Raw genomic sequence first — 24,673 nt, 5'->3', positions numbered from 1 at the left:
GAGGTGTCCATGACAAAGTCATCTATCTTTGCCGCAATGCTGGTGCTGCCTCTGTCGGTTGGACCGTGCTTGTCCGAAGGCACGCAATCTGGCGGCAAGCTGATTTCCGAAGATGCTGTGAGAGCCGTTAGTGCCGAATTGTATTCCGACATTCTGATCCGAGCGTGCAGGAACGGATGGCGCTACCCTCGGAGCCAAATCGAGAACGGCTTCAAACGGCATCTCAGCGAGCTGAAATTGCAACTGGTCGATCAGGGTTACACGATCCTGCCTGGTGTGAAAGCGAACAGCTCGCCCCGGAGTCTCTTCGCACTGGCATTTGTCGCCAAGCGCCAATCTGTCACTTCGCGCCAGTTCGGCTGTCCCCGCCAATACTGGCTCGACGAGTGACCGTTCTGGAGCGGGCAACTGGGGCAGGAATCAGGCAAGCATTGTGGTCAAATAGCTTCCTAGTCTGGTCGTTTCGGCTCGGCGGTACTCCTTGAGTTCCAAGCTAGATGTTCGGTCTAGGATCCGACGAATGTCTGGAATAAAATCAGAGGCGCGAATTCGACCAACGGCGAAAATCGTCCGCTTGGGGTCGTGAGCTGAATGGCTGCTTTTGCTAACTGGATGCTCGAAAGCTGCCGATCTGCTTGCGGCTCAATTCCGGACATAGCCGCCACTGGCCAGACTTCACTTGCCGAGCCGGCTTTCACTGTAGGGAGCTCATTTCACCGGGCGGTCAGCGCTCAAGCCGAGCTGTTCTATGGCTGCCCGAGAGGCTGCGCCTCCCCCGTCTCGCATTCCGGTAGTCGCACTGGTTTGGCGAGCTTTGCCAGCCCGTCGGGCTTGGCGCAAAGTGGGAAGCCGGCGAGCGGCATTGTCTCGATGAAACGACCGCTTTCCCTCTTGCTCGAGCTGAATTCATTGACCAGGCCCTCGATGGTCAGGTCCGGATACCGTTTGAGGGTTTCCCTGACCGAAGCATCCGCCTCATCGGTTCGACCCAGTGCCGCGAGGGAGCTGCTACGCACCACCCAATCCCCTTTGCCGTAGTTATCGGGCGTCTTGCGCTCCAGCATCTTCGCGGCGTCCTCATAGCGGCCAGCCATAAAATAGGCCGTGGAGTAGAAACTAGTTGCCCACATCGGGTAATTCGGGTCGAGCCGTATAACTTGGTCGACCAACTGAGCGCCGCGTTCGGGTTCGTCGAAGCCTGCCGCGTAGCCGGAATAGAATGTCAGGATTTCGGCCGAACCCGGAGCGAGGCGGAGGGCCGTGTCCATCTCGACCTTGGCGCGGGAGTTGTCGCCCTTTTCTTTGAGGCTCATGCCAAAAACGGCGTGCGCCTCGGCGTCGCTCGGATCGAGCCGCACCGCGCGTTCGGCTACATCGGCAGCCGCCTTGATCTCACTCTCGGGATTGATACCGAAGCCAGCCAATATGTTATGAGCATGATAAAGTTCCACCCAGGCGCGGGCGAACCCGGGGTCCAGCGCGACAGCGAGGTTGAGCAGCCTGATAGCCTCCTCCTCATCCGCTACGGTAATCTTTTCAATCCTTTCGGTTCCGAGCAGATAGTAATCATAGACAGTCAAGTTGTCCGGCCGTTTACGCTTCGCTGCAGCCCGCCCCGCTCCCTGAATCAGCCCCACGCCGTTGCCGAGACGGTTGGTGACTTGCTCTGCAATCTCGGTCTGGACGGCGAACACGTCCTCAGCGGGCCGGTCCCAACGATCCGACCAAAGATGGTTGCCGGTTTGTGCATCGATCAACTGCGCGGTAACCCGCACCCGCCCATTTTGCCGCTGGATAGAGCCTTCCAGCACGAAGCCGACATGGAGCGCACTTGCGACCTGGCGGGCATCCACCGGCTTGCCTTTGTAAACTTCCGTCGAGTTCCGGGCCACGACCTCAAGTTCGGGAAACCGTGCGAGGTCGGTGATGATATCCTCAGTCAATCCATCGGCCAAACGACCGGTGACCTCGTCGTCGCCATAATTATTGAAGGGCAGCACCGCGACCGACGGCTTGGCCCCCAGTGGCGCGGGCTGAAAGAACCACCAGGTCCCTCCACCCGCCAGAGCCAGCACCACGACGGCCGCCGCAGCCGTCCTGGTCCAGCGCGGCATCGCCTTGCGTAAGGTCCAACGCACCCGCTTGCCATCGAGCCTCACCCGGTACATCCGCACGGGGCGGTTGATGTTCTTGACATGCTGCTCGCCAACGAAATCGAGTGGCCAATCAAGCTTGCCCTGCAAATGGTCGTAGGCCGTACCTGACACCATTACTCCGCCCGGTTCGGCAAGCTGCTCTAGGCGAGCGGCGATATTGACGCCGTCGCCATACACATCGCCATCCACCAGCGCCACATCGCCAAGATTTATCCCGATGCGGAACACAATCCGCTCATGCTCCGGCAATCCACCATTGCGAACGGCCACAGCTTTCTGAATTTCGGCTGCGCAGATCACCGCATCGACCACGCTGTCGAAGACGACAAGTGCGCCATCTCCTAACAGCTTGACAATTCGACCCTGGCGCAGAGCGATCGCCTTATCGGTCACATCGGCCCGGATAGCCCTCAGGCGTGCGATGGTGCCAGCTTCGTCGATCTCGATCGCCTTTGAATAGCCGACCATGTCCGCTGCCAGGATCGCCAGCAGTTTCCGGTTCAATGGAGGGACGATCATCACCCGGCCCCGGACCAACAGGGCCAAAATGGTACACCTAATGCTGCGCCCTGACGAGAGGCCCGCCCCGCGGCGTGGACTTTGCGGTGCGTCGGACTCTTTCAACAGAATCGGCGCAAAGCGGTCCGCACTACGCTGGACGCAAGGGGCCGCTGTTTTGCCCAGCCTGAAAGCTGACAGTCGCTTCCGGCCCCATTGAGATGTTCATCGCCTCGGTGCCAAGCGTCGGCTCATGCTGCCAAGCGGGCCTAACACTCCGAGCGGGTGATCTCAGAAACCAACAGGCGCAGCAATGACATAGCGGCGCGCAATTTCCTTTCGGCCGGCGCGTCAGCTGGCTCTCGCCTATTGCCTGCGACGCCTGGTCGACGAGGCAAGATAACCCATCGCCAGCGTCATCACGGCGACCGCGATGCCGGCGCTGATCACGCCTGCCGGCGTTATCCTGGCACTGCCCTGCAAAGTAACATGCTTGCCCAAGCGCAGGTCGAAAACCGACTTGATTTCCTCAGGATGTGAGGGGACCGCGGGCGAAGCTTCTTCCTCGACAACTGACATTTGAGCCTCCGGTTCGAATCTGCCGTTCGCGCAGCGGCCGGCGACTGGTGCGCCAACATTCTGTGCAATGGCCGAGCCTATTAGAACTGATAGGCGCCGAACAACACAGCAGTACCAATTTCATCTGATCCGGCGCGCCAAATCCATTCATCGACTATGGTGCTTTGATTGCGACCATCGGAGACTGATTTGACCAAGTCCCCTGCCAGCATCAAGCGTGCGCTGATCACCGGGGCCGGTGCGTCCGACGGCATCGGCTTTGCCATTGCCCGGCAGCTCAGCCATGCCGGCCATGCCGTTGTCCTCACCGGCGCCAGCGCGCGTGTGCTCGATCGCGCCGCCGAGCTTCGTGCCGAGGGCATCGATGCCACTGCCGTGGTCGCCGATCTCACTGTCGCCGCCGATGTCGAGCGGCTGCGGGCAAGCGCCGGCACCATAGACGTCCTGGTCAACAATGCCGGCATGGGCTCGCTGGCATCGCCCTCGGTCGACAAGGCGTTCCTCTCCATGACCGAGGCCGACTGGGACCAAGGGATCGACGTCAGCCTGAAGACTGCGTTTCTGGTCACCCGTGCATTTCTGCCGGCGATGGTCGAAGCGGGCTATGGGCGCATCGTCAACGTGGCATCGGTCACCGGGCCGCTGGTGTCCTTCGAAGGCACCGCCGCCTATTCCGCCGCCAAGGCCGGAATGGTCGGCCTGACCCGCACGCTGGCGCTCGAAGTGGCGAAAAGCGGTATCACCGCCAACGCCGTGGCCCCCGGCTGGATCGAAACGGGTTCGTCGAGCGAGATGGAGCGGACCGCGGCCCTGCATACGCCGCCAGCGCGGGCCGGCCGGCCGGATGAAGTGGCCGCAGCGGTCGTGTTCCTGGCATCGGAAGGCGCCAGCTACGTCAATGGCGCGCTGCTGGTGGTCGACGGCGGCAACAGCCTGCAGGAACGCAAGGGCTGAAGGGTCAAAGGCGCTTCGCCGGAACGAGGCAGCGTGTCTTTCGACAGGTTCAATTAGAATTCGGTGCATAACACCCGACCGATGCCCATTAGTTCTTGCTGATATACCATCCGCAGCGGATAGTATCCGTTGGGGCTTTCAGCAGGCGAAATGCTAAATCGGATCGTAGCTTCCACCACGTCGCGCCAATTCAACTTTCTTGTTCCCGATGACGTCACTGACGCTATCGCTGGATATATCGACTCCTCCGCCCCCGGACGCATCATCTCGACCTTTTCGGCAGTTCAGTCAGTGCGAGATAAAGTCCCTGATTGCGAGCTGTCGGACGATCAGCTTGAGCGGTGCGCTGTATTGGCAGCAGTCAACGAAGGCCTAGCGGTCCACTTCGATCGGCGGGGACGCCAGCCGGATCCATATTCGTCGCTAAGCAGGAGCCACTGGCATCTCGTGCCCATTTGGAAAACCAGGACGCGACTGGCTGTCATGTCATTCCAGCGGCCGAATGCAGCCGGGCTCGCCGGCTGTACCCCTCCGCCCGTTATCGTTGGCCGGCCGCAGGTTCGGCCGCAGCGCATAGATCTCAGCCCATGATAGGCGCTGGCCGCTAAGGCGTTCGAACTTCTTCGGGCGTGCCAATGAAAGCCTGCCAGGCGCTTCATCCCGTTAGCCGGCGTGTTCAAGACGCCTTGGCGAGGAAACTCTGGTAGTCCGATTTGGCCTGCAGCAGGCGCAGCACGTTGTCGCGGGATCCCCGCACATGGGCGCGCGCCAGCGTGCCGGCCCGGCTGGCATCGCCGGCGCAGATCGCGTCGACGATTTCGGCATGCTCGTCGCGGGCGATCTTCCATTCGTCCAGCCACAAGAGCTCGGTCCAGACATAGTGCTGACACTTGTCGAGGATGCCGCACAGCATGCCGTGCAGCATGACATTGCCGCTGATCTGCGCGATGACGCGATGCAGGTCGATGCCGGCCTCGAGCTCCTGGAATTTTTCCCTGGTGGTGCGATCCGGTATGGCGGCCAGCCGCTCGCACTCAGTCAGAATGGCTCGCAGCCGCGCCTTGTCCTGCTCCGTCGCCACGGCCGCGGCCAACTCTGTCGCATGGCCGTCGAGCAGTTCGCGGATCTCGAAGGCCTCGCGGAACATGCTGATGTCGAACTCGGTGACGACATAGCCCTGGCGGGGCCTGCCGGTGACCAGGCCATCGCGCTCGAGGCGGTTGAAGGCCTCGCGCACCGGCGTGCGGCTGACATTCAGCTTCGCGGCGATGTCGCTTTCGGTGACGCGCGAGCCCGGCGGAATCTGGCCGGTCACGATCATCGCCTTGAGCGAGGAATAGACCGAGTCGCGCAGTGTATTTTTGGTTTCCTTGGCCAAGGTTTCGTCCCCAGTTCTCCGGTCTTTCAGCCGGGACACGCACAGCTGTAGTCGCAGTCGGCGTAATTTGCCACGCCCCAGCGAGGCCGTCTCTTTCCATCTTTGCCCTGCTCGACACGCCTGAATTCGATCGCGCCGGACGGTGTTGACATCACCGATCGCTAGGCTACACTCAAAATTGTATACAAGATAGCATGCGAAATCAAAAACAATGGGAACACCGGTTGGAGAGCCGAAAATGAACATGACCAGAAACGTTAGCGTTGTTGCGGTTGCCGCTCTCATGGCGCCGCTCGCAGCCCCCGCCATGGCGGGCGATACCATCACCGTCGCCTCATGGGGCGGCACCTACCAGGAGGCGCAGACCAAGGCGTTCTTCAAGCCGACCGCCGATGCGCTCGGCATCACCATCAAGGAAGACACCACCAACGGCCTCGACGACGTGCGGCTGCAGGTGACCGGCAATGCCGTCAAATGGGACATCACCGAGCTAGGCGCCGACGAATGCGCGCGCGGCTCGAAGGAAGGCCTGTTCGAAAAACTCGACTACGGCATCATCGACAAGAGCGGCATCAACCCGAAGCTGGTCCATGATGACTGGGTCGGCATTTCCTACACCTCGGTCGTGCTCATCTACCGAACCGACGTCTTCGGCGACAAGGGCCCGAAGACCTGGGCCGACTTCTGGAATGTCGAGAAGTTTCCGGGCCGGCGCGCGCTGAGTGGCAGCCAGGCGACGGAGACGCTGAGTGTCGCGGCACTGGCCGAGGGCATTCCGATCGACAAGGTCTATCCGGTCGATATCGACGGCGCGCTGAAATCCGTCGACAAGATCCGTGGCCATGTCGATGCCTGGTGGACCTCCGGTGCCCAGGCCATGCAGCTGGTCAAGGACGGCGAAGTCGACATGGCGAGCATCTGGAACGGCCGCGCCGGCACCTTGAAGAAGGAAGGCGCGCCGGTCAGCTTCTCGTTCGACCAGGGTGTCCTGACCGCCGACTGCATGGTCATTCCGAAGGGCGCCAAGAACAAGGAAGCCGCCATGAAGGCGCTGGCGATGTTCGTCAGCCCGCAATTGCAGGCCAACCTGCCGCTCTATGTCGACAACGGGCCGGTGAATGAAAAGGCCTTCGAGACCGGCAAGATCCCACCGGAGAGGATCAAGGACATCAATTCGGCGCCAGAAAACGTCAAGAAGCAGGTGCTGCAGGACGCCGAATTCTGGCGCGACACTCTGGTCGAGGCGACGGAAAAGTTCAACAATCTGGTCCAGCAATAGGCTCTGGCCAGAACCCAAACCACGGCAGGGCGGCGCAACCGCTCGCCCTGCCTCTGCCGCCTCAGTTCAGGAGACGATGATCTTGTCCATTGCGCCATCCGCGCTGCCGATCAGCATGCGCCGGATCGAGAAACGATTTGGCAGCGTAGCGGTGCTGCGCGACCTCAACCTCGATGTCGAAGCCGGCGAGTTCCTGACGCTGCTGGGGCCTTCCGGATCCGGCAAGACGACGCTGCTGATGATCCTGGCCGGCTTTGTGCGCGCCAATGCCGGCAGCATCAAGGTCGGCGACGTCGAGATCATCACCACGCCGCCGCACAAGCGCAACATCGGCATGGTGTTCCAGAACTACGCGCTGTTTCCGCATATGAACGTCTTCCACAACATTGCCTTCCCGCTGAAGCAGCGCGGCGTCACCAGCACCGAGACGGCCGAGCGCGTCGAGAAGGCGCTGGATCTGGTCAAGCTGCAGGGCCTCGGCGAGCGCCGCGTCAACCAGCTCTCCGGCGGCCAGCGCCAGCGCGTGGCGCTGGCGCGCGCCATCGTCTTCGAGCCGCGCATCGTGCTGATGGACGAACCCCTGTCGGCGCTCGACAAGGGCCTGCGCGAACATATGCAGATCGAGCTGCGCAGCCTGCATCGCCGGCTTGGCATGACCACCGTCTATGTCACGCATGACCAACGCGAAGCCATCACCATGTCGGACCGCATCGCGGTGATGAATGGCGGGCGCATCGAACAGCTAGACAGACCGGAAACCCTCTACGCCACGCCGCAGACGCGGTTTGTAGCCGGCTTCATCGGCGAATCGAACTTCATTCCCGTCGAATGCCGCAATGGTTCGGTCTGGTACGAGGACAGGAGAATCCATACCGCGGCGCCGGCGCCGGCATCGGGCCAACACCTGATGGTGGTGCGGCCGGAAAAGTTGCGGCTGCTGGCAAATTCCGAGCCGCAAAGCGGCGTCAATGTGATCAATGCGACGGTCGGTGACATCATCTACCAGGGCGACAGCTTCGTCTGCTACGCGGCGCTGCGCGATGGCCGCCAGTTGACGTTGCGCGACTATTGCCGCAGCGATGTGCTGGCCAGAATGCCGGCTCCCGGCCAGCCGATCAACCTCGGCCTCGACGCGCAGGACACGATCCTGGTGGCATCAGACTGATGAGCGCGCAATCCGCCTTCCACGCATCTGCCGGCGATCTGAATGCGCAGTCGTTGCGGGCCGACGCCCGGCGCGAGTCGCTGCGGCTGCTGGCGCTGCTGTCGCCAAGCCTGTTCCTGGTCTTTGCCATCATCGTCGTGCCGATCGGCTGGTTGTTCTGGCTGTCGCTGTTCGACGAGGCCGGCGTCCTCAGCGTCGCCAATTATGCGCGCTTCTTCGAGCAGGCCTCCTACATCAAGACCTTCGTCACCACCTTCAAGGTCGCCTTCATCGTTACCGGCGCCTGCGTCCTGCTCGGCTATCCGCTGGCCTACATGCTGTCGCAACTGCCGCGCCGGGCGGCGTCGATCTGCCTGATCTTCGTTATCCTGCCGTTCTGGACCTCGGTCCTGGTGCGCACCTATGCCTGGCTGGTGATCCTGCAGCGCAAGGGCCTGATCAACAGCTGGCTAATCGACCTCGGCGTGATCAGCCAGCCGCTGTCGCTCGCCAACAATCTGTCGGGTGTCGTCATCGGCATGACGCACATCTTGTTGCCCTTCCTGGTGCTGCCGCTCTACGCCTCGATGAAGACCATAGACGGCGATTGCCTGCGCGCCGGGATGAACCTTGGCGCCGGTCCGGTCGCCACCTTCCGGCAGATCTTCTTTCCGCTGTCGCTGCCCGGGCTTGCCTCGGGCGTGGTCATCGTCTTCGTGCTTTGCCTGGGGTTCTTCGTCACCCCGGCGCTGATGGGCGGCGGCAAGGTGATCATGTGGGCGATGCGCATGGAACAGACCACCAGCCTTTACTCCAACTGGGGAGCCGGAGCGGCCCTCGGCGTGGTGCTGCTGGTGGTCACGCTGGCGCTTCTTGGCCTATTCCAATGGCTGCTCGGCGCGCGCGCCACCGGCGTATGGAGTTCGCGATGAGCGAGGATATCGGCCTGCCGATCTCGCACCGGCAACGCCTGTGGCTCTACGCCCTCGGCGGCCTCGTGCTGTTGTTCCTGATCGCGCCGTCGATCATCATCGTCATCATGTCGTTTTCGGATTCGACGCTGCTGCAATTCCCGCCGCAGCAATGGTCGCTGCGCTGGTACCAGACCTATTTCCAGTCGCTGGAGTGGCGCGACGCGACGATCGTCTCTGTCAAGGTGGCGATCATGACGACTTTGGTGGCGACGCCGCTCGGCACCGCCGCCGCCTATGCGATCAACCGCGGCACGCTGCGCTTCAACGGCACCATCAACGCGCTGCTGACGGCGTCGCTGATCGTTCCGGTGATCCTGATCGGCATCGGCACTTTCTTTCTCTATGCGCGGATCGGGCTCAACAACACGCTGACCGGCCTGGTCATCGCGCATACAGTGCAGGCCTTGCCGCTGGTGGTGCTGACGGTGCTGTCGGGCTTGCGCTCCTATGACATGAACCAGGAACGGGTGGCGCGCAGCCTGGGCGCCGGACGCGTCGCCGCGTTCTGGCAGGTGACCATGCCGCAGATCCGCTTCTCGATCGTCTCGGGCGCGCTGTTCGCCTTCATCACCTCCTTCGATGAAGTGGTGGTTTCGCTGTTCATATCGGGCGGCGATACGACGACATTGACGCGCCGCATGTTCAACGCGCTGCGCGACCAGATCGACCCTACGATCGCCGCCATCTCGACCTGCCTGATCGTGCTGTCGGTCGTCCTGTTGTCGGTTGGGCAGATGTTCGGGCGCAGGAATTGATTCAAGTGACCATGGGATATCCAGACAGAATGCGTGATTTTCAGTTTCCCGGCCGCTCGCCGGTCCGTGCCACGGAAGCGGTTGCCGCGACGTCGCACCCGCTTTCGACGCTTGCCGCAATCGAGATGCTGCGCTCCGGCGGCAACGCCATGGATGCCGCCGTCTGCGCCGCCGCCGTGCAGGCGGTCGTCGAGCCGCAGTCGACCGGCATCGGTGGTGATTGTTTCGTGCTGTACTGCCCGGCGGGACAAGGCGACGTGCTGGCCTTCAATGGCTCCGGCCGCGCCCCGGCCAAGGCGACGGTCGACTGGTATCTGGAAAAAGGCTTCAACTGCATGCCGCTGCAGGGACCGCACGCGGTCACCGTGCCGGGTGCCGTCGACGCCTGGGCCCGGTTGCTGGAGGACCATGGCCGCAAGGGCCTTGCCGAGGCGCTGGCGCCGGCCATCCACTATGCCGAGAACGGCTATGTCGTGCATGACCGCGTCGCCTTCGACTGGGCCGAACCGGAGACCGATCTGTCGGCCGACGAGCATGCAGCGCGCATCTTCCTGCCCGGCGGCAAGGCGCCGAAGGCCGGCGATGTCCACCGGCAACCGGAACTCGCCGCCACGTTGCGGATAATTGCCAAACACGGCCGCGCCGGGTTCTACGAAGGTGCTGTTGCCGGCGATATCGTGCGCCGGCTCAATGAATTGGGCGGACTGCATTCGACCGAGGATTTCGCAGCGACCAGGGGCGACTATGTGGCGCCGGTCAGCACCTCCTATGGCGGCCACGACATTCACCAGATGCCGCCGAACAATCAGGGGCTGACGGCGCTTCTGATGTTGAACGTGCTGTCGGGTTTCAAGCTCGGCGGGCTCGACCCCAACGGCGCCGAGCGCCTGCATCTGGAGATCGAAGCGGGGCGGCTGGCCTATCGCGACCGCGACCGCTTCGTCGGCGACCAGGATCATGTCCCGGTGCCGGTGGCACAACTCCTGTCCAGCGCCTATGCCGACCGGCTGCGTGCCGAGATCGACCACGAGCGTGCCATGACGCATCTGCCGCGCCTGGACCTGCCAGGCAGCGACACGGTTTACATCTCCATCGTCGACCGCGACCGCAACGCGGTCTCCTTCATCAACTCGACCTATTATTCGTTCGGCAGCGGCGTCGTCGGGCCGAAGACCGGAGTCGTGCTGCAGAACCGCGGCTCGAGCTTCCGCCTCGACCCGGCTCATCCGAATGCCATCGCGCCCGGCAAGCGGCCGATGCATACGATCATGCCCGGCATGGCAACCAGGAATGGCCGCGTGGTGATGCCGTTCGGCGTCATGGGCGGCGGCTACCAGCCGTTCGGACATGTCCATCTGCTGACCAACATGCTCGATTTCGGCATGGACCCGCAGCAAGCGCTGGATGCGCCTCGGGTGTTCTACAATGATGATACCGTGGAGGCCGAACGCAACGTGCCCGCCGAAGCAATCGAGGGCCTGCGCCGGCGCGGCCATCGCGTGGCCGAGCCGCATCACCCGCTGGGCGGCGGGCAAGTGGTGCTGATCGACTGGGAGAAGGGAACGCTGACCGGGGCCTCCGATCCGCGCAAGGATGGTTTGGCGCTTGGCTACTGAAGCGATCCGTTGTCCAATGACGTATCCATATCGAGGCAAGCCCGTCAGCGGAGCTCCCGCCAATAGTCGTTCGAAATCCAGTCGGTGATCATGACCAATATTGCAAATCCCAAAGAGCTTTCCGGTCGTCTCGTTGCCGGCGCCGATGATGCGCCGGCGATTTCGGCGCCCGAGAGAACCACGCTGACGCATCGCGGACTGCGCGAATTGATCGCCGACACGGCTGCCGCGCTGCATGCGCTCGGCATCGGCCGGGGCGACAGGGTGGCGATCGTGTTGCCGAACGGGCCGGAGATGGCCACAGCCTTCGTCGCGGTGGCGGCAGCCGCCTCCACGGCGCCGCTCAATCCGGCCTACCGGGCGGACGAGCTCGATTTCTACCTGACCGATATCGGCGCCAGGGCGATCCTCGTTGCGCAGGACGAGACCGGCCCGGCCGTGGCGGTCGCCGAACGGCTCGGCATCGGCGTGTTCAGGCTTGTCGTGCAAGCCGACGCGCCTGCCGGCTCCTTCACCATCGAGGGCGCGGCGATTGGTCCGCAGGCGGCGCCCGACATGGCAGGGGATGATGACATCGCGCTGCTGCTGCACACGTCGGGCACGACATCGCGCCCAAAACTGGTGCCGCTCAGCCATGCCAACATCGCCGCCTCCGCCAGCCATATCGGCGCAACGCTTGGCCTGACCGCCGATGACCGTTGCCTCAACATCATGCCGCTGTTCCACATTCACGGGCTGATCGCGGCGGTGCTGTCGTCGCTGGCATCAGGCGGCAGCATCTACTGCACGCCGGGCTTCAACGCGCTGCGCTTCTTCCAATGGCTGAGCGATGCCAGGCCGAGCTGGTACACCGCGGTGCCGACCATGCACCAGGCGATCCTGCCGCGGGCGGCGCGCAATGCGGACGTGCTGGCGGCGGCGCGCCTGCGCTTCATCCGCTCGTCCTCGGCGTCGCTGCCGGCGCAAGTAATGGCGGAACTCGAAGCGACCTTCGGTTGCCCGGTGATCGAATCCTACGGAATGACCGAGGCCGCCCACCAGATGGCGTCGAACCGGCTGCCGCCGGGCCTGCGCAAGCCGGGCAGCGTCGGCGCAGGCGCCGGGCCCGAGGTCGCGGTGATGGCGCCCGACGGGCGGCTGATGGAAGCCGGCGAGACCGGCGAGATCGTCATTCGCGGACCCAATGTCACGGCAGGCTACGAGAAGAACCCGGATGCCAATGCCACGGCCTTCGCGCATGGCTGGTTCCACACCGGCGACCAGGGCGTGCTCGACGAGGACGGCTATCTCCGCGTCACCGGCCGGCTGAAGGAGATCATCAACCGCGGCGGCGAAAAGATCTCGCCGCTCGAGGTCGACGATGTGCTGATGGACCATCCGGCGGTGGCGCAGGTGGTGACCTTCGCCATGCCCCATGACAAGCTCGGCGAAGAGGTGGCGGCGGCCGTGGTGCTGCGCGAAGGCATGAGCGCCACCGAGAGCGACATCCGCGCTCACGCCGCGACACGGCTCGCCGACTTCAAGGTGCCGCGCAAGATCCTGATCCTGGACGAGATCCCCAAGGGCGCGACGGGCAAGCTGCAGCGCATTGGGCTCGCCGCCAAACTCGGGCTTTGACGATGAAGATCACCATTTTCGGCGCCGGCGCGATCGGCGGCTATCTCGCCGCCAAGCTGGCGATCGCCGGCCGCACCGACCTGTCGATCGTCGCACGTGGTGCGCATCTGGAAGCGATCAAGGCCAACGGCCTGCGCCTGATCGAGGACGGCGAGGAATCGGTGGCGCCGGTGAGAGCCGCCGCCAAGGCCGAGGAACTCGGCGTGCAGGACATCGTCGTGCTGGCGCTGAAAGCCCATTCGCTGACCCCGGCGCTTGACCAGATCGCGCCGCTGCTCGGGGAGCACACAGCCGTCGTCACCATGCAGAACGGCGTGCCATGGTGGTATTTCCATGGCGTGGGCGGGCCGCTCGAAGGCACCAGGCTGAGCACGGTCGACCCCGGCGGCAATATCTGGGAGCGGATCAGGCCGCAGCGCGTCATCGGCTCGGTCGTCTATCCCGCCGTCGAGGTCGACGCGCCCGGCCTGATCCGCCATGTCGAGGGCAAACGCTTCTCGCTTGGCGAACCCTCCGGCGAGCGCAGCGAACGGGTCACGCTTCTGGCCGAGGAGATGGTCAAGGCAGGCCTGCAGGTTCCAGTCCGCGACGACATCCGCAGCGAAATCTGGGTCAAGCTGTGGGGCAATCTCTCCTTCAACCCGATCTCGGCGCTGACCGGCAGCACGCTGGCGGCGATCGTTGCCGACGAGGCAACCCGAACGCTTGCCCGCACCATGATGCTGGAGGCGCAGGCGATCGGCGAAAGTCTCGGCGTGCGTTTTCCCATAGCCGTCGACCGGCGCATCAAGGGCGCCGGCGATGTCGGCGAGCACAAGACCTCGATGCTGCAGGACCTGGAACGCGGCCGGCCGATGGAGATCGACGCGCTGGTCAGCGCGGTGCAGGAACTTGGCCGGCTAACTGACAAGCCGACCCCCACCATCGATGCCGTGCTGGCGCTGGTGCGGCGGCTGGCCATCGAGCGCGGCTGCTATTCCTGAACCGCCCGGATCGATTGCTATCAGTCCCTCGCTGCCGGTCAATCATTCGCTGCCGGCTTCAGAAGCCGCGCATAAAGTTCGCCGACGATGCCGCGCCGCCCGACAACTGCTGGCCAGCCCAGCCAATGCCGCCAGCATGACGAATGGCATGGCCGCGATCGGGTGCCCTTTCAGTCTTCGCGCTATCGTTGCCAGAACGGCTTGGCGAGCTCTGCCTCGACCTGCCGGTCCGTCAGACCGATATCGTCGATCAGATAGGGATTGTCCCTCGCCATCTGCGCAAGCTCCCAGCGAAAGCGGACCCGCTCGCGCCAGGACCGATCGTGACAGCTCGCAATAATGCTCTGCAGGGTCGTCAGATGCCGATGCGCCATTGGCGCCACGGGCGTTCCCGACAGCGCTGTCTTGTGCGGGGCAAATTCAAGAATGTTGGTCATGACAACCTCCATATGGTTTGAGGGTCCGGAGGCCCTCGACCTGAAAGAGGCCGAATTCTGCAGGTTACGGACAGCGCCGTAATTAAGCCTTCCCAAATAGTTCTCAAAAGTTCCAAATGGGTAGAGCCGGCCACCGGTTCACGGAACCGGCAACCTGCCCTAACTCTTTGTTTTGACGTAATTCCCTGAGGGAACCGCTACGCGCTTTCCCCAGGAAAACCGTTTCACACTGTTCCTGTAATTGCTCTATAGATGCGCCGTATGCAGGGATCGCGCTTTGCCTTTGGTCCGTTCGTGCTTGATTCCGGTGCGGGAACGCTGCTTCGGAACGATGTGCCCGTTGCCGTCGGCTACCGCGGGCTCAAGTTGCTCGCGGCGCTCGTCGGACGGCCCGGCGACATACTGAGCAAGGCCGAATTGATGGACGCCGCATGGCCGGGCACTGCGGTCGAGGAAGGCAACCTCACCGTTCAGATCGCGCAGCTGCGCAAGCTGCTTGGCCCGGTTGGGGATGGCGGCGAATGGATCGCCACCGTTCCACGCGTCGGCTACCGCTTCACGGGGGCCATCGAACAGCTTGGTGACGCGAAGCGAAAACCTTTGCCGCTACCCGGCAAACCATCGATAGCCGTGCTGCCCTTCGTCAATGTCAGCAACGATCCCGAGCAGGACTCCTTCGCGGATGGGTTGACGGAAGACCTGATCACCGACCTGTCGAGGATATCCGGCCTGTTCGTCATCGCCCGCAACTCGGTCTTTGCCTACAAGGGAAAGGCGATGGACGTGCGCGAAATCGCTGGCGATCTTGGCGTCCACTATCTGCTGGAGGGCAGCGCACGACGCGCCGCGGGGCGCGTGCGCATCAACGCACAGCTGGTCGACGCTGTGAGTGGCGATCATCTCTGGGCGGAACGCTTCGATCGCGGCCTGGAAGACATCTTTGCCGTCCAGGACGAGGTGACGGCCAAGATCGTGGAGGCGCTGCTCGGGCGGCTGCGCGCACCACCGCCACGCAACCGGCCCAGAAATCTCGAGGCCTACGATCTCTGCGTGCGGGCGCGCAAGCTGATGGATGATTCGCCGCAGATGGCGCAGGAAGCGCATCTGATGCTGACGCGCGCGGTGGCGCTCGATCCGGAATATGCAGAGGCGTATCGCTGGCTTGCCATGAACCATTGGATGGGATCGGTGCATTCCGGCGGACCAAGTGAGTCTTCCCGTAGCGTTGCCCTGGAACTGGCGCGTAAGGCCGTGGCGATCGATCCCAACGATGCCGGCTGCCGCTGGGTCCTGGCTTACCTGCTTGCCTATGAGCGCAGCTTCACTGATGCGAATGCCGAGTTCGCCAGGGCGTTCGAGCTCGACCCGAACGAGGCCGACGCCTGGGCGGCTCTGTCCGACATCGCGGCGCTGGCCGGGCGGGTCGAGGAGGCCCTCGAGCATATTCGCAAAGCGTTCCGCCTGAACCCGATTCCGCCAAGCTGGTACTATCTGACGCTCGGCGCCGCGCAATATGCGGCCCGCGATTACGAAGCCGCTGTCGAGACATTGCGCCGGGACGAGACCTATCGGACAAGCTCACGCCGTTTCCTGGCGGCAAGCCTCGCGCAACTGGGCCGGCTCGACGAAGCGCGCGCGGAGGTCGAACTGTTCCTCGTCGGCAACCCGCATTTCACGACCCGGCACTGGGCCACGACAGAGCCCTTCCGCGACGCAGCGACGCTTGAGCATTTCGTCGATGGCTTCCGCAAGGCCGGTCTTCCGGACTGACGCGCCGGCGCGATCGAAGGCGACCGGGACTATTGGTGTGCGCAAGGGCGTGCATGATATCGATCATTTCCGAGCGATGTCCTCGAAGCTGAGATCGAAGCGCCTGAGATACTTGCGCAGCCGGTCGGCATCGTTGCCGCTGGTCTTTTGCAGCCGCGAGACGGCAAACAGTTTCCGCCCAGCCGCACTGATCGAATTGCTGTCCCGGCAAACCTCCAACACCGTGGCCAGCTGCGCCCGGTCGAACATGTCGATCTGGGCCTGGTGGTCCTTGCCGAGAACCTCCTCCACAATGGCTTCGCGATTGCCGGCATCACCGGCACGCCACAGGACGGTCAGACGATCGACCTCATCGCGTACGGTGTCCTCATTGATGCGGCCATGCGGGGCCAACGTCGCCATGCGGGTGACGGATGCCGAGAGATCGCGGAAATTCGCCCGCCACACCGCCTCGGGCGCGATGGCGAATCTGAGATAGAGCTCGCGCGCCTCCTTGTTGAAGGTGGCGTTCTGGCCCTCGCGCTCACTGAAGCGACGCAGCTCGAATTCGAGGTTCGGCTCGATGTCTTCCTTGCGGTCACGCAGCGCCGGAAGCTGGAACGTCCACAGGTTCAGCCGCGCAAACAGATCCTCGCGGAACTTGCCCTCCTTCACACCGATCGAAAGATCGCGGTTGGTGCCGGCGAGAAGCTGGAAATCCGACATCACGTCCTGGTCGGCGCCGACCGGTAGGAAGCGCTTTTCCTCGATGGCGCGCAGGCACATGGCTTGCTCGTCAAGGCCGAGCTCGCCGATCTCGTCGAGGAAAAGCACGCCCTTGTTAGCCGACTTCATCAATCCGGCACGCTCGTTTTGAGCACCGGTGAAGGCACCCTTGACGTGGCCGAACAGCGTCGACATCGCCTGATCGCCGCGCAGCGTCGCGCAATTGACCTCGATGAAGGCCCCGGAGACCTGCCGCTGCGCCTTCTTGAGTTCGTAGATGCGCCGAGCCAGCTGTGACTTGCCTGCCCCCGTCGGACCGGTCAGCAACACCGGCGCGCGCGAGCGGATCGTCACCTTCTCGATCTGGTCGATCATCTGGTTGAACGCCGGATTGCGGGTGGCAATGCCCGATTTCAGGAACGATGTCGCTTCGTCGTGTTCGGCCGTAAAGCGCGTGGCGATCGCATCGTAGCGGGACAGGTCGAGATCGATGATCGAATGGCTGCCGGAGACATCCTCGTCGCGCCCCTGCTTGCGTGGCGAAAGCTGCAGCAGCCGCGCCGGGATGAAGTGCGCCTCGGTGAGCAGGAACCAGCATATCTGCGCGACATGGGTGCCGGTGGTGATGTTGACGAGGTAGTCTTCCTTCTCAGGGTCGAATGCATAGCCGCGGGCGAAATCGCGCAGGCCAGTATAGACCTCGCTGAAATCCCAGGGATCCCGCATGCTGATGAGATGGGGCCGCACCTCGGTGGCGGGCGAGACCTGCTCGATGTCGGCGATGACCTGCGTGGCGAGCTGCCGCGACTGAGTCCCGTGAATGAGCTCCAGCCGATCGATGAACAACCCCGGTTGCTGGCACAGCGCCACCGTCGGCCGCCATTTTCGCCAGCGGTCATCGGTCCGGCCGGCATCGAGCGTCGTTCCGAGAATGCCAATCGCAACGCGTCTTTTCATTTTATCCTATATTATAAATGTTGAGATTTCTAGATCACTATACAGACACATGCCTGGACGACGCCAGAGCCAAGGAGATTTGCGCTTGATTTTTCTTTTCTAATAAAATCAATTAGTTACTGCAAACTAAGCGAACCGGGACCCGCTCGCGCTTCGAACTGGCACGCCGCTTGTAGTGATGCTGGTGTGAAATGAAGGATGAGAACAATGGCGAACAAATCCGTGTTTGCGACGATTGCAGGAAAGCTGCTCCCGCCGGCTGACGCCAAGAACCATGAGGGCGCCCAGGCTTACCGCCTGTCGCCCCACCAGGCTCTGGCGCAGCTGGCGGCGACGGGAACGTTCAACGCGACCTTCTATGCCGAACCGCGTGAGCAGCTGGACGAGGTGCTGAAGCTCGCCTGGCAGGTCGAGCCGGGATTCCTGGCGCGCACCGCCGTCCACGCCTTCGAGCAGGGCTACATGAAGGATATGCCGGCGTTCCTGCTGGCCGTTCTCTCCTGCATGCAGGGTGACGAGTTCAACCGTGCGTTCGGGCGCATCGTCAGGAACGGCAAGATGCTGCGCACTTTCGTGCAGGTAATGCGTTCCGGCGCCACCGGGCGTAAGTCGCTCGGCACGCGGCCGAAACGCCTTGTCCAGGCGTGGCTCGAGCAGGCGGCCGACTTTGAGATCATGCGGGCCGCGGTCGGCAACGATCCGTCGCTGGCCGATGTCATCAAGATGGTTCACCCGAAGCCGAAATCGGCGTCGCGTGAGGCGCTTTATGGCTACCTGATCGGTAAGCCGCATGAATTCGCGGCCTTGCCGGAGGTGGTGAAGGCTTTCGAGGCGTTCAAGCGCGATCCGTCGCTGCCTGTGCCCGAAGTGCCGTTCCAGATGCTGACCTCGATGCCGCTGACATCAGCGCATTGGGTGCAGATCGCGGAGACGGCCGGATGGCAGATGCTGCGGCAGAACCTGAACACTTTCGCCCGCAACGGCGTGTTCGAAGTGGACGGGTTCGCGGAAAGGCTGGCGACGCGTCTGCGTGATCCGGAGGAAATCCGGCGCGCCCGGGTGTTCCCGTATCAGCTCATGGTGGCGTTCACCATGACCGATGCGAACGTGCCCGGCATGGTCAGGGACGCACTGCAGGACGCGATGGAAATCGCGCTCGGCAACGTTCCCCTGATCAACGGCAACGTGGTCGTGTGCCCGGACGTTTCGGGCTCCATGGGCTCGCCGGCGACCGGGTATCGCAAGGGCGCGACGTCGGCCGTGCGCTGTATCGACGTGGCTACCCTGGTGGCCGCCGCGATGCTGCGCCGCAACCCAACGGCCCGGGTCCTGCCGTTCGAGAACGATGTGGTTGATATCAGCCTCAACGCTCGTGACACGGTGATGACCAACGCCGCGAAGCTTGCCGCCATCGGCGGTGGCGGGACCAATTGTTCGGCTCCGCTGGCGCGGCTGGTGCGGGAGAAGGCGAAAGTCGACCTGGTGGTGTTCGTGTCGGATAACCAGTCCTGGGTGGATGCGTCCGCGCATGCACATCAGGGCACGGTGACGATGCAGGAATGGCGCAAGCTGAAGGCGTTGAACCCGGCAGCCAAGCTGGTCTGCGTCGACATCCAGCCGTACACGACGACGCAGGCCAAGCCGCAGGCCGACATCCTGAATGTCGGCGGCTTCTCCGACCGCGTCTTCGACGTGATCGGGACGATGTTGTCCTCGAACGGTGACCCGGATCATTGGGTGCGCACAATCGAGGCGGTCGAACTCTAGACAATGGTCCCGGCGGCGCGCCCGCCGGGACCAACAAACAAAGGTCATCAGGGCATGACGAATGCCGATGGAACTACAGGCTGTTCACCTCCAGGTCGCGGGTTCGAATCCCGTCGGGTCCGCCACTATGGACCCGTAGCTCAGCGGTCAGAGCGGGACGTTTCGTCAAACCTTGTCGTCATGTCCGACGACTTTTTGCACGGCTTCGGTCGTGGTTGGAAAAGGAGAAGAGAAATTGAGAGCGTGACGAATGCCTGTGGAACTACATCCTAACTTTCGGGTCGCGGGTTCGATTCCCGCCGGAGCTGCCAATCGGCTCCGTAGCTCAGTCGGCAGAGCAGAAAGGCAGTTTCACAACAGACTTGTCGTCACCCTCGCAAGAAACAGCCGCGGCGAATGCCGGATGGAACTACTGTACCAAGGAACGGGATGCTCCGTGAGGTTCGACTCCTCACCTCGCAGGCGCTCTCTGGCACGAGCGGGACTCCCAGGTTTCATCATCCCTAGTCGCCGCGGCGACAGATCAGAGCATGATCCCGAAAAGTGGATTCCGGTTTTCGGGAAAGATCATGCTCAAGAAATGGCGAATGCAGGCAGGACTACAGGTAGCGCGCCCGCCAAAAGGCGGGAGGTCGGGTGTTCAAATCACTCTCTCGCTCCACGGAGCGGGGTGGCGCAGTCACCGTCCTGCCGATCCTTGTCGCCAGCCGATTGAACAGGGCGAATGCCTGCGGGACTACATTGGTGTCTGGTTCGATTCCGCCCGCCGATCAGTTGATCGGTTGGATTCTCGCATCGACTCGTCGCCGCCCGGAGAAGGAAAATGAATGGCGAATGCAGGCAGGACTACAGGGATAGAGCGTCCGCGGTGAAAGCGGCGGAAGGTCGGATGTTCAAGCCATCCCTTCCATCCCTTTGGGACGGAAAGTAGCTCAGTCATTGTCCTGCCGATCCTTGTCGCCAGACCAAATGAAAAGGACGAATGCTAACGAGACTACAGGCAGACGCAGCCCGCTTTTGTGGGTGCCGAAAGGCGTGAGGGTTCGTGTCCCTCCTTCGCACCTTGCGAAGTGGCGGAAAAAAGTCTCGTACTCCCTTGTCGTCCGTCCGCAATGCGCAGGGCAGCAGATGTACCGAAAGTGAAAGACATGACCGAGATTTTGAGTGGACAGGATTTGATCGACGCCGGAATGCCGCAAGGCAAATGGTTCGGCAAGGCGCTCGTCGCCGCCAACGCGGTGCTGGAGGGTGGCGGATCGCAAGGCGACGCGCTGGAGGCCGCGCGTGCTTTCGCGCCGGCGCTGCCGCTGCATGCTGTCGCCTCCATGCCGCTGCATCTGAACATCGAGGCGGAAACGCCTGATGAGGTCGCCAATGTCGAAGCGGTGACGCGCAGCATGGCCGAGTTGATGCGCACGCCGGTCATTCGTGCGGGCGCCATCATGCCGGATGCCTGCCCGACTGGTCCGTCGGGCACCATTCCGGTTGGCGGCGTCGCCGTGTCGGAAGGCATCCACCCCGGCATGCATTCGGCCGATATCTGCTGCTCGATGGCGATCTCGGTGTTTCCTGGCGTGGCGCCCGCCGCACTCCTCGATGCCGTCCACGCGGTCACCCATTTCGGGCCGGGCGGACGTCCGCGCGGCCAGCAGATCCGGCCGGCCAAGGAGGTCTTCGAGCGCTTCGAGGCCAACCCCTTGCTGCGCGATCTCACGAGTGCTGCGATCGAGCATTTCGGCACGCAGGGCGACGGCAACCATTTTGCCTATGTCGGCACGCTGAAGTCGAGCGGCGAAACGGCGCTGGTCACCCATCACGGCTCGCGCTCTCCGGGCGCGCGGTTGTACAGCAAGGGGATGAAGATCGCCGAGTGTGTTCGCAAGATCCTGTCTCCGGAAACCTTGCCGCAGAATGCCTGGATTCCGGCCGACACCAAGGAAGGCGACGAGTATTGGGAGGCCCTGCAGACGATCCGCGAATGGACCAAGGGCAACCACATGCTCATCCACGACCTGGCGGCCGAGCGCCTGTCGGCGAAGGTGTCGGACCGGTTCTGGAATGAGCACAACTTCGTCTTCCGCCGTTCGGACGGACTGTTCTACCACGGCAAAGGGGCCACGCCGGCCTTCGACGACTGGGCCGACGATGCGACCGATCTGACGCTGATCCCGCTCAACATGGCGGAGCCAGTGCTGATCGTGCGCGGCAAGAACGCGGCGCACGGACTTGGCTTCTCGCCGCATGGCGCCGGGCGCAATTTCTCGCGTACCCAGCACCGGCGCATGCAGGCCGGGCGCAGCGACGCCGATATCTTCGCGCAGGAGACGAAGGGCATCGATGCCCGTTTCTTCTCCGGCGTGACGGATATTTCGGAGTTGCCTAGCGCCTACAAGAACGCCGCCTCGATGCGCCGCCAGATCGAGCATTTCGGTCTGGCGGAGGTCGTCGACGAGGTTCTGCCCCATGGCTGCATAATGGCCGGCGATTGGGAGGCCAATGCGCCCTGGCGCAAGAAACGGGAAGCGCGCCTGCAACAGGGGCGCTAGCCAGAAAATGGATGCGGGCCGCAAGGCCCGCATCCAGATCACCCGGTCAAGGCTCCCGCAACTGCTTGCGGCGCCAGGCGGCCGGCGCTTCGCCGACCCGTTCGCGGAAGACCCTTGAGAAATAGGCCGGGTCGTCAAAGCCGATCTCGTACGCGATGTCCTCGATCGTGCGCACGGTGAACAGCAGCAGCCGCTTGGCCTCCAGCAATCGCCGCTCGCTGACCACCCGTTTGACGCCGGTGCCCAGCACCGCGCGGGCGGCCTTGTCGAGCAAATGTGGTGTCGTGGCCAGCGTCTCGACATAGCGGTCGACCGGCCAGTTGTCGCGGAAATGCACGTCGACGAGCCGCCGCAGGCCTAGTGCCAGCGAAGCCTCGGAAGAGGTTGTGGCGGTGGTCCCGTCGGGACCGAGACGGGCGATGTGGGAGAGTGCGACGGCGATCAGCGCCGGCAGCATCTTGTCATTGCCGGCTTGCGCCTCGGCGTATTCGGCAGCGATCATCTCCAGCACCGCTGCCAGCCTTTTCCACGCGGCATGGTGCGGCGGGCCGTCGGTAAACACCGGCCTGTCCAGCGGCAGCAAGCTCTGGCCGGCAATGGCGGCGAGCGCGTCATCGGCGACCGAAACGACGATGGCATCGGTGCCTGGGCCGATCGAGAAGCCATGCACGACATTGCTTGGCACGAAGCTGACGGCGGGCGCCGAAAAGTCCCAGGAGCGCTCTTCGATGCGGTAGGTGCCTGAGCCACTGGTCCAGTAGGTGATCTGGCCCATCTGCGGATGCTTGTGCGCGGCGACCTCGCCGAGATGGATGTTGCTGCGGGCAAGCACCGTCTCGACATGCAGGAAACCGACGTCGAGCGGCCGCACCGGCTCGCCGTAGACGAAGAAGTCAGGGATGGAACTCTGGCTCATGGCGCCGGAAAAAGTCCAATCGGTTTTGCGGTTCCGTCCATAACCGATCCCCGGCTGCGGCGCTACAGTCGTCACCGCAAGTGGAGGAACATCATGCGATCCGAAGACTTCCGTGCCGACAAGGGGCGTCCGTTCACCGGGGCCGAATATCTGGCGAGCCTGCGCGACGGCCGCGAGGTCTATATCAACGGCGAACGCATTGCCGATGTCACAACGCATCCGGCGATGCGCAATTCGGCGCGGTCGCTGGCGCGCCTTTATGATGCATTGCATGACACCAAGCAGCAAGACGCGCTGACCTCGCCGACGGACACCGGTTCGGGCGGTTACACCCACAAATATTTCCGCGTCGCCAAATCCTCCGCAGAGCTTGTCGCCCAGCAGGCAGCGATCGCCCAGTGGTCACGCATGTCCTATGGCTGGATGGGGCGCACGCCCGACTACAAGGCGGCGCTGATGAACACGCTTGGCGCCAATGCCGACTGGTATGGGCCGTTCAAGGACAACGCGCTGTCCTGGCATAAACGTGCCCAGGAAGCGGCGCTGTTCATGAACCACGCCATCGTCAATCCGCCGATCGACCGCCACAAGCCGGCCGAACAGGTGAAGGACGTCTTCGTCCACATCACTGGGGAAACCGATGCCGGCATCACCGTGTCCGGCGCCAAGGTGGTGGCGACGTCCTCGGCGCTAACCCATTACAATTTCCTGGCGCAGGGCTCGGCGACGGTCACCGAGGATCCGTCGCTGTCGGTGATGTTCATCGTGCCGATGAATGCGCCGGGGATAAAAATGTTCTGCCGCGTCTCCTACGAGCAGACGGCCAATACCGTTGCAGCACCCTTCGATTATCCGCTGTCGTCGCGCTTCGACGAAAACGACGCGATCCTGGTGCTCGACAACGTCTTCATCCCCTGGGAGGACGTGCTGGTGCTGCGCGACGCGCAGAAAATCCTGTCGTTCCACCCGGCTTCCGGCTTCATGCACGGCTATTGCTTCCAGGGCTGCACGCGTTTCGCCGTCAAGCTCGACTTCCTCGCCGGCTTGCTGGCAAAGGCGCTGCGCGCCACTGGCGGCGATGCCTTCCGCGGCAACCAGGCGGCGCTGGGCGAGGTCATCGCACTGCGGCATATGTTCTGGAGCTTTTCCAATGCCATGGCCTACAACCCGATCCCGTGGGCGAACGGCGCGGTGCTGCCCAACCTGGAAGCCGCCCTTGCCTACCGGACTTTCATGTCGGAAGCCTATCCGCGCGTCATCGACACCGTGCGCCGGGCGATCGCCTCGGGGCTGATCTACCTGCCGTCGTCGGTGCGCGATTTCAACAATCCCGAGATCGACAAATATCTGGCGCAGTATGTGCGCGGCTCAAACGACATGGGCCATATCGAGCGCATCAAGATTATGAAGCTGTTGTGGGACGCGACCGGCACCGAATTCGGCGGCCGCCACGCACTCTACGAGCTCAACTATGCCGGGGCGCCGGAAGAGGTGCGGCTGCAGGTGCTGAAGGGCGCCGAACGCGGCGGGCGGCTGAAGGCGATGGAAGAGCTGGTCGACACCTGCATGGCCGACTATGACGAGAACGGCTGGACGGGAGATACCTGGTTCAATCCGCTTGCTTCGTCGGCTGAGTGAACCC

19 protein-coding genes are annotated in these 24,673 nt (G+C 63.1%); 13 read left to right on the top strand and 6 right to left on the bottom strand.

All coding sequences use genetic code 11. The annotated features are described in order from the left end of the window. The first annotated feature begins 3 nt into the window (after window positions 1–3). Window positions 4–390: a hypothetical protein gene (locus tag AC1D2G_RS03500; protein ID WP_477224970.1), complete on the top strand. Its 387-nt coding sequence runs from the start codon at window positions 4–6 to the stop codon at window positions 388–390. A gap of 356 nt (window positions 391–746) precedes the next feature. On the opposite strand, the gene AC1D2G_RS03495 is transcribed toward AC1D2G_RS03500, so the two are convergent. Together AC1D2G_RS03495 and AC1D2G_RS03490 are read right to left on the bottom strand one after the other, a co-directional pair. After that, window positions 747–2,675: an adenylate/guanylate cyclase domain-containing protein gene (locus AC1D2G_RS03495; protein WP_477412437.1), complete on the bottom strand. Its 1,929-nt coding sequence runs from the start codon at window positions 2,673–2,675 to the stop codon at window positions 747–749. Window positions 2,676–3,020: 345 nt separating this feature from the next. Next, window positions 3,021–3,233 carry a hypothetical protein gene (locus tag AC1D2G_RS03490; protein WP_095084346.1) on the bottom strand — a complete coding sequence of 71 codons (213 nt, stop codon included), beginning with the start codon at window positions 3,231–3,233 and terminating at the stop codon, window positions 3,021–3,023. A 189-nt stretch (window positions 3,234–3,422) separates the two neighbouring features. On the opposite strand from AC1D2G_RS03490, the gene AC1D2G_RS03485 reads away from it, so the two are divergent. Beyond that, window positions 3,423–4,187: an SDR family NAD(P)-dependent oxidoreductase gene (locus AC1D2G_RS03485; RefSeq protein ID WP_477412050.1), complete on the top strand. Its 765-nt coding sequence runs from the start codon at window positions 3,423–3,425 to the stop codon at window positions 4,185–4,187. Between the two features lie 676 nt (window positions 4,188–4,863). On the opposite strand, the gene AC1D2G_RS03480 is transcribed toward AC1D2G_RS03485, so the two are convergent. Next, window positions 4,864–5,565, bottom strand: a complete 702-nt coding sequence (locus AC1D2G_RS03480) for a GntR family transcriptional regulator (protein WP_095083584.1) — start codon at window positions 5,563–5,565, stop codon at window positions 4,864–4,866. A gap of 238 nt (window positions 5,566–5,803) precedes the next feature. Here AC1D2G_RS03480 and AC1D2G_RS03475 point away from each other — a divergent pair, with 238 nt between their 5' ends. The 7 genes from AC1D2G_RS03475 (at window position 5,804) to AC1D2G_RS03445 (ending at window position 13,933) form a co-directional block, all read left to right on the top strand. Continuing rightward, a complete protein-coding gene (locus AC1D2G_RS03475) occupies window positions 5,804–6,844 on the top strand; it encodes an ABC transporter substrate-binding protein (RefSeq protein WP_477412048.1) in 1,041 nt (346 codons plus the stop codon). Window positions 6,845–6,926: 82 nt separating this feature from the next. Then, a complete protein-coding gene (locus AC1D2G_RS03470) occupies window positions 6,927–8,009 on the top strand; it encodes an ABC transporter ATP-binding protein (RefSeq protein WP_477412435.1) in 1,083 nt (360 codons plus the stop codon). Further along, entirely contained in the window at window positions 8,009–8,920 is a 912-nt protein-coding gene (locus AC1D2G_RS03465) for an ABC transporter permease (RefSeq protein WP_477412046.1), read from the top strand. The genes AC1D2G_RS03470 and AC1D2G_RS03465 overlap by 1 nt, the downstream gene beginning before the upstream one ends. Continuing rightward, window positions 8,917–9,717, top strand: a complete 801-nt coding sequence (locus AC1D2G_RS03460) for an ABC transporter permease (protein ID WP_457151103.1) — start codon at window positions 8,917–8,919, stop codon at window positions 9,715–9,717. Before AC1D2G_RS03465 ends, AC1D2G_RS03460 begins: the two co-directional genes overlap by 4 nt. Window positions 9,718–9,746: 29 nt before the next feature. After that, a complete protein-coding gene (gene ggt, locus AC1D2G_RS03455; RefSeq protein WP_477412044.1) occupies window positions 9,747–11,333 on the top strand; it encodes a gamma-glutamyltransferase in 1,587 nt (528 codons plus the stop codon). A gap of 90 nt (window positions 11,334–11,423) precedes the next feature. Continuing rightward, entirely contained in the window at window positions 11,424–12,950 is a 1,527-nt protein-coding gene (locus tag AC1D2G_RS03450; RefSeq protein ID WP_477412042.1) for an acyl--CoA ligase, read from the top strand. Between the two features lie 2 nt (window positions 12,951–12,952). Next, on the top strand, window positions 12,953–13,933 hold the full coding sequence (locus AC1D2G_RS03445; RefSeq protein ID WP_477412040.1) for a 2-dehydropantoate 2-reductase: 981 nt from the start codon (window positions 12,953–12,955) through the stop codon (window positions 13,931–13,933). A gap of 182 nt (window positions 13,934–14,115) precedes the next feature. Here the strand turns inward: AC1D2G_RS03445 and AC1D2G_RS03440 are convergent, their stop codons facing one another. Beyond that, window positions 14,116–14,370 carry a DUF1127 domain-containing protein gene (locus tag AC1D2G_RS03440; RefSeq protein WP_477412038.1) on the bottom strand — a complete coding sequence of 85 codons (255 nt, stop codon included), beginning with the start codon at window positions 14,368–14,370 and terminating at the stop codon, window positions 14,116–14,118. A 261-nt stretch (window positions 14,371–14,631) separates the two neighbouring features. Between AC1D2G_RS03440 and AC1D2G_RS03435 the strand changes: the two genes are divergently transcribed. Beyond that, complete coding sequence (locus AC1D2G_RS03435; RefSeq protein WP_477412036.1) at window positions 14,632–16,140, top strand: winged helix-turn-helix domain-containing tetratricopeptide repeat protein; 1,509 nt, start codon at window positions 14,632–14,634, stop codon at window positions 16,138–16,140. Between the two features lie 63 nt (window positions 16,141–16,203). Here AC1D2G_RS03435 and rtcR read toward each other — a convergent pair whose 3' ends face one another. Next, complete coding sequence (gene rtcR, locus AC1D2G_RS03430) at window positions 16,204–17,802, bottom strand: RNA repair transcriptional activator RtcR (RefSeq protein ID WP_477412034.1); 1,599 nt, start codon at window positions 17,800–17,802, stop codon at window positions 16,204–16,206. A gap of 207 nt (window positions 17,803–18,009) precedes the next feature. On the opposite strand from rtcR, the gene AC1D2G_RS03425 reads away from it, so the two are divergent. Continuing rightward, window positions 18,010–19,569, top strand: coding sequence for a vWA domain-containing protein (locus AC1D2G_RS03425; protein WP_477412032.1), 1,560 nt, complete (start codon window positions 18,010–18,012; stop codon window positions 19,567–19,569). Window positions 19,570–20,717: 1,148 nt separating this feature from the next. Next, a complete protein-coding gene (locus tag AC1D2G_RS03420; protein ID WP_477412030.1) occupies window positions 20,718–22,115 on the top strand; it encodes an RtcB family protein in 1,398 nt (465 codons plus the stop codon). Between the two features lie 46 nt (window positions 22,116–22,161). Here AC1D2G_RS03420 and AC1D2G_RS03415 read toward each other — a convergent pair whose 3' ends face one another. Beyond that, a complete protein-coding gene (locus tag AC1D2G_RS03415) occupies window positions 22,162–23,031 on the bottom strand; it encodes a helix-turn-helix domain-containing protein (RefSeq protein ID WP_477412028.1) in 870 nt (289 codons plus the stop codon). Window positions 23,032–23,124: 93 nt separating this feature from the next. Between AC1D2G_RS03415 and AC1D2G_RS03410 the strand changes: the two genes are divergently transcribed. Further along, window positions 23,125–24,669 carry a 4-hydroxyphenylacetate 3-hydroxylase N-terminal domain-containing protein gene (locus tag AC1D2G_RS03410; RefSeq protein ID WP_477412026.1) on the top strand — a complete coding sequence of 515 codons (1,545 nt, stop codon included), beginning with the start codon at window positions 23,125–23,127 and terminating at the stop codon, window positions 24,667–24,669. The last annotated feature ends 4 nt before the right edge of the window (window positions 24,670–24,673 follow it).

Source organism: Mesorhizobium sp. P2_C7 (assembly GCF_056404515.1).
Note: the sequence above shows the minus strand (reverse complement) of the source record. Positions and strands in the feature narration are given on the sequence as shown.